We start from the raw sequence: 6,775 nt of genomic DNA, 5'->3' as shown, positions 1-6,775 counted from the left end.
GACCCAGACCATCCCCTCAGTACGGTCGCCCCTCAGCCCCTGCAACAGGCCATTGAAGCGGTGCGAACCCAAAATTATCTCGCTGACTGCCAGGCGATCGCCGACGCTCAACCGTTAACGGAGCCGGAATATCAACAATTAAAGAAAAGGCTAGTGAAAAATGGCCGGGAACGCCAAAGGTTACGCCGCCATGAACTGGCCCAACGCTACGGCATCCCTGTGACGGCCGACCTAGTGCAAAAAGATGACCAAAATTGGTATCAAAAACTGCGTTGGCATTACTTTCTCACTGTGGGGCGACCATTCCTAGGCGATCGGGATGCCAAAATTGCCCGTTTACTATTGGATCAAGGACAGGGTAGTCTCTTTCTGCCGGACTTTAATGGCTCCCAGTTAGGGGCAATCATCGGCACCTACGACATCATCGGTATTCCTATTCTCCTCGGCCATCCCCAACGGGAATTATGTGCCCTGGATGAGGATTTAATCGCTTTGGGCCAATTAGCTTTAGCGAACCGGGATGATATCAAAACGGTGGTGGGCATTGGTTTGGCCAAAAATGCCAGTCCCATCACCATTGTGCGTCGCTTCCTAGAAAAACTGGGCTTTGGCATTAAATTAGTCCGCACCCAAACTGTGCAGAAAAAGCGGGTGCGAATTTATCAAATCACCTGCCCTCAGGATGGCCGGGAAAAGGTCTTCCAAGCTTGGCTCCAAGGCGATCGCCAATGTCCCGGCAGTTCAGAACAATGGATGGCGGACTACTGGCAAAAATTACAGAGTGCTTCCAGGGTGGAGGACAAGAATCAGCCCTTTGTGCAACTTAGCCTGGAGTTGGGGTAGCTCTGATGTCTAGGACTAAACAAGGGAGCTTGGATAAATGGACTCGACAAACCAATAGCTTTAGCTAGGGGAAGTCAATTTCAGTTGATGTTAATTCAAACGGTAGAGTGAACTACTCCGACCCGCTTAAGCTGAGGTCGTAGGTTCCTATCCAGAAACCAGCAACGGATTAAACCCTTTCCATGGTGGGCTGGGGGCGACTGGTGAGAATATCCAACAGCAGTTGCATTTGGTACAGATTGAGATAGGTGGGAAAATCCAAATGTCCTTTGAGGAGCATTTCTCGGTAAATTTCCTGACATTGTCGGAGATGTTCCGTCATCCAAGGCGTATTATGGCCTTGCCATTGTTGCACCTCAGTTAAACCGCCAATGATTTTGGTTAAATCCTTATCCTGCTGACGATTAATTTCCATGCGACATTGTTCGATGAAAACTTCATTCATTCCTTCAATTTGTTGATACAAATCCGGTGCCAAATTACCCTCAATCAACATCAAACGATAGCTCTGCTTTAAACTTTCAATTTCCCTTAACGCTTCCTGGGGGTTTTCTCCAGCGGTTGTGCCCAAATCGGCGATCGCCTGACGATGGCCCACTAGGAATTTTTCCGTTTTACGCTTGCGCCAACCCCGAATTAAAAAACCAATGGTGGTGGTGCTCAACAGCATAATGGAAGCGGCCTGCAGGGGTTTGTTGTCCTGGAGATAACGTAGCCAAGCAATGCGGGGGTCTCCCTCCCGATAGGTGCGGATGGCCGCAGGATGAATGTACAGCAGACCTTCATAAAGATTAACCGAGCCATTTTCCGCTGCTAATTTGGGGTAAAAAGAAGCGAATTGGCGGGAATTGGCAAAAATCGCCCAGGTCATCAGGGCTACCTTTTCCCGACCCACATTGGGCCTGGTCAGCAACGCCCCCCCGGTGGAAATGGTGAGTACATCTTCCGAGGGAAAGGGAGGCAAAGCGCGGTACGTCCCTTGGGGAATATAGGCTTTGCGATAGGACTCGGGAAACTGCAAAGTCAGGTAATTAATAAAGCTTTCGCTCAGGGGCACAAAATTAACATCTCTAACAATGGTCAATTGTTCCCGCACTTCATCGCTGGCCTTGAGGGGCCCCACGTACACCAGCGCATCCAAAGGACTGTCGGGGGCAGTAAAACTTTGCAAGCCCAGCCCTAGAGCTGATTGGGTATAGGGCTGAATGGTCAAACTGGTGGAGTCAAATAAGCGGGTGGCGGTGAAGTTGATGCCACTGCCGGGGGGCCCAATGCTAACTTTTTTGCCTTCTAAGTCCCTCAAGGTATTCACATTGTCATTTTTGCGGCCAACAATGTGGGCATATTCTTCAGTCAAAATGGCCACGGCGGCCACATCCCCCGCTTTCATGGCTTCGCTGGCCACATCCAATTGCACTAAGGCAAAATCCACTTCCCCATCCAATAGCCGCTGTAGATTTTGTTGGGAACCCTGGGAATTTTTTTCATCTTCCACCACTAAATCCACGGTGGCCGCTGATTCCTGAATTTGTTGACCAATGCGGGCATAGGCACTGAGGTTACTGCCACTGGACAGGGTAACGGTGGTGGGTCTCCTGGTGGTGCAACCAACGAATACCAGGGGCAAAAAGACAATCACAACCACAGCCCAGCGGAGTCGATGTTGGAGTAATTTCTGTAGGGAAAAATTATTGGCCAATGGGGACAGGGTAAAAAGGTTCAAAACTGGACTAGATCTCAAGGCTGGTGGCGAATGGGGGAGATGAAAAGTACCGCTACCTCCGGCCGGCAAAGCTCGAATAGTGATTTCAGGAGCCGAATCCATTGAAGATAGACTGACTTCACTCCACTATGGTAATGGTTGCCAGGGAACTGTCCATTGTTCCAGGGGTTAGGCTGATTTCCATGCCTTCTTTGGCGATCGCCGTGGCAGGAAATTGTTGTTTAGCCTGATTCAATATGCCGTCTAACATGGAATCATTATGGCCAGGGTCGTGGTGGAAAAGAATTAACTGCCTTACCCCAGCGGCCTGGGCCACCTTCACCGCCTCTTGCCAGGTGGAATGGCCCCAACCCACCTTGCTCACCTGGCGATCGTAATATTCTTCGTCGGTATAGGTTGCGTCAATAATCAACACATCCGCATCCTGGGCCAATGCCAACACATTCCCATCCAGGCGATCGGGGAGATGTTCTGTATCCGTGATAAAGGCCACCGTAATGCCTTGCCAAGTCATCCGATAACCCATGGCTTCCCCGGGATGATTCAACGGCCTGGTCTGTAACTTAATATCATCAATGACAATGTCTTCCCCCACCTCCAAATCATAAAAGGCCACAATGCCCTGCATCGTTTGCAACGGCACAGGAAAATTGGGGTGTAACATCTGCTCATGGAGTCGTTGTTCAATGGTCATGCCATCGGGGGTGGGCACGCCATAAACTCGAAAAAAGTTACCAGGGCGGAAAGCGGGGGCAAAAAAGGGAAATCCTTGGATATGGTCCCAGTGACTATGGGTAAAGAAAATATGGGCCGACACTGCCCCCTTGCCGGAAAGACTATCCCCTAACATCTTGATGCCCGTACCCGCATCAAAAATCAGCCGTTCCTGTCCGATCGCCATTTCCACACAGGTGGTGTTGCCCCCATAGCGCAGTGTTGTTGGCCCTGGACAGGGGATGCTACCCCGTACTCCCCAAAATTTAATTTTGAATGTCATTGGACTGTCACTTCCTCTGGTTCCCTAGCAATGATGGCGGTAACTTCAACTAGACCAAAGGAATTGTGAGGAAAAGCCTTCGGCTGGGATTGATTAGCGATGTTCTTCTTGCACTTCCTTAATATTGTTTAGTTCGTTGACGTGGCCTAACTGGTCACGGACATCGTCAATAACCAAATTAAGTTGGGCAATTTTGTCTTCCAGACGACGGCGGGCCAACTCAATATTTTCCTCGCTATCGAGATTTCCTACCCCCTCAGTGTCCAATTTTTCCTGGTCGGGGCTTTGGATGGCAGCTCGATTGGCCAGGACGGAACCTAAAATTCCCCCTACCACACCACCAATGACTGTGCCTAATAAAAATCCTCCGGCGAAGTTATCTTTTTGGGCCATGATTTTACTCCTGTTTTTAACTTTGGGGGGTGAAATTTGTAATTATTTGATTACTAGTTTAACGGCGTCATCAAGTACCAAAGCAACGATCGCCGGCATCCCCTAGGCCGGGCACAATGTAACCCCGGTCATTGAGCTGTTCGTCGATCATGGCGGTGTAGATGGTCAAATGGGGGTGGGCATTACTCAATTTCTGGAGGGCACTGGGGGCCGCCACCACGGAGACTAAACGGATTAAATTGGCATCAATACCCCTGGCCATCAGTAAATCCAGAGCCGCCATGATGGTGTTACCCGTGGCCAACATGGGATCAAGTAATAAAAGATGGGTGCCGGGGGCAAATTGCTCCGGTAATTTGTTGAGATAAAGGCTGGGCTCTAGGGTAGTTTCATTGCGCACCAAACCCAGATGGTAAATCTTTGCCAGGGGCAATAAACCTTGAGCCCCTTCTAATAATCCCAAACCCGCCCGTAGAATCGGCACAATTACAAAGGGTATTTGGGGGTCAATCAGGCTAGCCTTGGCGATCGCCAGGGGAGTTGTTACTTCCGTATCCACCGTTGGTAACCAATAACGACCAGCTTCATAGGTCAACCAACGCCCCAATTCCACCATGGCCGTTTTAAACAAAACCGGCGGCGTGTTTTCATCCCTAGCCACCCCCAACCAATGCTTAATTAAGGGATGCTCCGGCACATAAACACGTAATTGAGAAGCCATGGGAAAACTTAAAAGTTGATATCTAAAACTTAATTTTGGCCGTTGGGGAACCGCAAAGTTGGCTAAAAGTTGGGGTGTGATCTCACCGTCAGCAACAACTCGCCTCAAAGTTCCACTGTAGCTCAGATCGGGTTACCGCAAGTCGAGGCATTGGGAAGGGAAGGGTTTTCTGCCATACTTTGGGCAGGGATCTCCCCCAAGTACAACGACAGGCAGACAAGAATTATGAGCAAACAACCATCCTTTGACGGCTGGCAGTCCATTGTGGGGGGGCTGATTGCCGCCTTGTTAGTCCTGCTGAGTTTCAACTCCTTTGTGGTGATTAACCCTGGTCAGGCCGGTGTGTTGAGTGTGTTGGGTAAGGCCCAAGACGGAGCCTTACTAGAAGGTATTCATTTCAAGCCCCCCCTAGTATCCTCGGTGGATATTTACGATGTGACGGTGCAAAAATTTGAAGTGCCGGCCCAAAGCTCCACTAAGGACTTACAGGATTTGTCTGCTAGCTTTGCCATTAACTTCCGTCTTGATCCCACCGAAGTGGTCACCATTCGCCGTACCCAGGGCACGCTACAAAATATTGTGGCCAAAATCATCGCTCCCCAAACCCAGGAATCTTTTAAAATTGCCGCTGCCCGGCGCACAGTGGAAGAAGCTATTACCAAACGCAGTGAGTTGAAAGAAGACTTTGACAACGCCCTCAATTCCCGCCTGGAGAAATACGGCATTATTGTCCTGGATACGAGCGTAGTGGACTTGGCCTTCTCCCCCGAATTTGCCAAGGCAGTGGAGGAAAAACAAATCGCCGAACAACGAGCCCAAAGGGCAGTGTATGTGGCTCAGGAAGCGGAACAACAGGCCCAGGCGGACATCAACCGAGCCAAGGGGAAGGCGGAAGCCCAACGGTTACTGGCGGAAACTTTAAAAGCCCAGGGGGGGGAATTGGTCCTACAAAAAGAGGCGATCGAAGCTTGGCGGGAAGGAGGTGCTCCCATGCCCAAGGTTTTGGTGATGGGGGGAGAAGGCAAAGGGGCAGCCATTCCCTTTATGTTTAACCTGACTGACCTGGCCAACTAGCAACAGCAGGGACTTTATTGGTCCCAGGGTGGCTTCCCTGACTGACCTTTGGGGGCCACTTAACATAATCCGATAGCGCTATTTTTTCCACTGAGGTTCCCCATGGCAGATAACGAAAATATTGCCGAACCCCAGCCGGTGTATACGGGCACCATTCTTTATCCTTCCCCCAGTCCCTATGCCCTGGCCATTACCCCTTTGGTCCAGCTCAAGAAAATTTTCCAATTCCTCTACACCAGTTTGTTGAAAATAATGTGGCAGGAGTTGTGGGCGGGGGAAGTACAAAACAACGAAGCTTTTAATCTCATCCTTTTTTTGATTTTTTTACTTCTTGCTTGGCTAACATTTAGCTTTCGTACCGCTAGTCAATGGTTATTTACCTTATTTTTTATCTTTTGGTTTATTGACAACTCCATCAGCCACAAAAATTTTCAGAGGGGACATTACATTCGTCGGGTTTACCTCCGTCTCAATAGGGCTGGAAATTTAAGTTGGCAACTGCAATTACCCCAACGCCCTCCCCTTTCTATGGAATTTAATCCAGGGCAAGTGCGGGCCATCGGTGTGCGGCGGCGGGAAATTAGGGGGGGAGCCTTTCAGGATAAGTTGGCGACGGTGTGGCAGGGGCAACTGCTTCTGTACGATGGTTCTGATTGGATTTTTGAAGAAGATCAAAACCTTGACCGGGTGCTAGAGGCGATCGCCACGATCCAAGAATTGCTGGGGGAACCGGTGCCAGTGGGCTTTGAAGCTAGCCATGGACCAGGAGCCTATGCTTTGAATCCCATTACAACCCAGGAGGAAGCACGACTATTAGAACAAGGACAAGGGGTGGGAATAAAAAGGACAGAACGTAAATGGCAGATTTTTTCCCGTTGGCGTTGGGGGGATTCTTGGCTATTAATTCAACAAATTTTTCGGGAATCGGGTTTCCTGTTATTTGTGATGTTAATGATGGGATTTATGGTGCAGTTGGGCGCTATCTTAGATGGTTTTCGGCGAGCTTTTGCGGGGGAGATGGTTT

At 49.7% G+C, this 6,775-nt stretch carries 6 protein-coding genes and 1 pseudogene; 3 read left to right on the top strand and 4 right to left on the bottom strand.

All coding sequences use genetic code 11. The features are described 5' to 3' along the window. Positions 1-843: pseudogene (locus tag IQ219_RS15035) on the top strand (bifunctional DNA primase/helicase); the annotation flags it as partial. Positions 844-1,012: 169 nt separating this feature from the next. Here the strand turns inward: IQ219_RS15035 and IQ219_RS15030 are convergent. From IQ219_RS15030 to upp, 4 genes are all read right to left on the bottom strand, one after another. After that, on the bottom strand, positions 1,013-2,542 hold the full coding sequence (locus IQ219_RS15030) for a TAXI family TRAP transporter solute-binding subunit (protein WP_228017165.1): 1,530 nt from the start codon (positions 2,540-2,542) through the stop codon (positions 1,013-1,015). 142 nt (positions 2,543-2,684) lie between these two features. Then, a complete protein-coding gene (locus tag IQ219_RS15025) occupies positions 2,685-3,563 on the bottom strand; it encodes an MBL fold metallo-hydrolase (protein WP_194073143.1) in 879 nt (292 codons plus the stop codon). Between the two features lie 93 nt (positions 3,564-3,656). After that, positions 3,657-3,956 carry a hypothetical protein gene (locus IQ219_RS15020; protein ID WP_194073142.1) on the bottom strand — a complete coding sequence of 100 codons (300 nt, stop codon included), beginning with the start codon at positions 3,954-3,956 and terminating at the stop codon, positions 3,657-3,659. Between the two features lie 70 nt (positions 3,957-4,026). Further along, positions 4,027-4,677 (bottom strand): uracil phosphoribosyltransferase, encoded by a 651-nt coding sequence (gene upp / locus IQ219_RS15015; protein WP_194073141.1) that lies wholly within the window; start codon positions 4,675-4,677, stop codon positions 4,027-4,029. Between the two features lie 225 nt (positions 4,678-4,902). On the opposite strand from upp, the gene IQ219_RS15010 reads away from it, so the two are divergent. Together IQ219_RS15010 and IQ219_RS15005 are read left to right on the top strand one after the other, a co-directional pair. Continuing rightward, the gene (locus IQ219_RS15010) at positions 4,903-5,751 is read left to right on the top strand and encodes a prohibitin family protein (protein WP_190595526.1); all 849 of its coding nucleotides are present in this window, start codon (positions 4,903-4,905) and stop codon (positions 5,749-5,751) included. A 102-nt stretch (positions 5,752-5,853) separates the two neighbouring features. Then, positions 5,854-6,775: hypothetical protein (locus IQ219_RS15005; RefSeq protein ID WP_194073140.1), on the top strand; the 922-nt coding region annotated here is incomplete at its 3' end.

It is taken from the genome of Synechocystis sp. LEGE 06083 (assembly GCF_015207725.1).
Classification (GTDB): domain Bacteria; phylum Cyanobacteriota; class Cyanobacteriia; order Cyanobacteriales; family Microcystaceae; genus Synechocystis; species Synechocystis salina.
Note: the sequence above shows the minus strand (reverse complement) of the source record. Positions and strands in the feature narration are given on the sequence as shown.

Bases quoted from the DNA above. Each gene is read 5' to 3' on its own strand.
- IQ219_RS15010 (WP_190595526.1), top strand. From the start codon at position 4,903: ATGAGCAAACAACCATCCTTTGACGGCTGGCAGTCCATTGTGGGGGGG.
- upp (WP_194073141.1), bottom strand. From the start codon at position 4,677: ATGGCTTCTCAATTACGTGTTTATGTGCCGGAGCATCCCTTAATTAAG.
- IQ219_RS15020 (WP_194073142.1), bottom strand. From the start codon at position 3,956: ATGGCCCAAAAAGATAACTTCGCCGGAGGATTTTTATTAGGCACAGTC.
- IQ219_RS15025 (WP_194073143.1), bottom strand. From the start codon at position 3,563: ATGACATTCAAAATTAAATTTTGGGGAGTACGGGGTAGCATCCCCTGT.